Source organism: Bartonella sp. AS69XJJH, assembly GCF_042195585.1.
Classification (GTDB): Bacteria; Pseudomonadota; Alphaproteobacteria; order Rhizobiales; family Rhizobiaceae; genus Bartonella.
The window spans coordinates 1-1063 of the sequence record NZ_JBHIOO010000100.1; the positions used below are offsets into that span (position 1 = coordinate 1).

Here is a 1063-nt window from a genome sequence, read left to right on the forward strand (position 1 = left end):
GCTTCGGTTTAACGCTACAAGAGGCAAAAAATCCACTTTCTGGTACCTATATCGGGCGGCTTTGCTTGCAAGGCGTGATTACTCAAGAGCAATATGATGCCGCGCAACAATATCTACAGATAAGGAATAATTACCTTTGCGCAAAAGGCTTGCCAAGCGCTGTTTATGATGATGTGTCTACAAATTCAGACCCCAATAGTCTTGAACAGTGGGTTCAAAAAGCGACGCGCCATTATCAATCCATGCAAGAGGTAATAAAAGAAGCGCAATGCCTCTATAGACAGTGTAATCTTTATACAGCGCTACAGTACCTCGTTATAGAAGACCAAATGCTACCACATCTTGTGAATTCATTACGAGTTGCTCTTAATGCGCTTCAAAAGCATTTTGCATTAGACAATTCTCCAAATAAATTTGATCAACGCTATGGTTAATATTAATCCCAATATTACTCCACAAATTCCTAACAAATATTTTCTTATATAGATTAGAACTGATAACCCTATAATTATTATTCCTATTGTTATATTCCACATAAAAAGTGCAATTATACCACCCACTATACCACCAAATAAAAGCGGCATTCCACAAGTCATAAAAGCTATATCTTTGATATTAAACTGTTCTCCATCTTCACGCATCATTTTTATTATCCAACATGATATGCCAAAGCTCGTGAGTGACATAGCTAGCAATAGAGCAGCTACTTTGTCTTGTAGATCATTTCCCACAAGGTTAGAATTAAATGTTATAACTAAAGGAAGGAATGGAACAAACGTTGGTAAAAATAGTACAGTGCAGTATGCAACTATTTCTTTCCCTTGTTTTTTAAAGGCACGTATTGCATAGAATAGCATTAATAAGAAAAATGCTATCAAAGCTCCAATAAAACATAGATTTTCTGTAATCATTATCTCCTCTTTTTTGACGATCCACTGTTTAAAACCTCCCTAACAGATTCCCCTTGAATATATCAATATGTGTTATTTTTGTGTTGACAAATTGTTGCAAATCGTATTTAATGACATTGCTGTACTTAGGCGTATTGTATCTAGACGAAAGA

At 35.5% G+C, this 1063-nt stretch carries 2 protein-coding genes; one reads left to right on the forward strand and one right to left on the reverse strand.

Annotated elements, in window-relative coordinates:
• Positions 1-434, forward strand: a 434-nt coding sequence (locus ACFIK6_RS09940) for a hypothetical protein (RefSeq protein WP_375677604.1), incomplete at its 5' end; no start/stop codon positions are given.
• On the opposite strand, the gene ACFIK6_RS09945 is transcribed toward ACFIK6_RS09940, so the two are convergent.
• Entirely contained in the window at positions 393-911 is a 519-nt protein-coding gene (locus ACFIK6_RS09945) for a hypothetical protein (protein WP_375677605.1), read from the reverse strand. The two genes, ACFIK6_RS09940 and ACFIK6_RS09945, sit on opposite strands and share 42 nt — an antisense overlap.
• Positions 912-1063 lie beyond the last annotated feature (152 nt).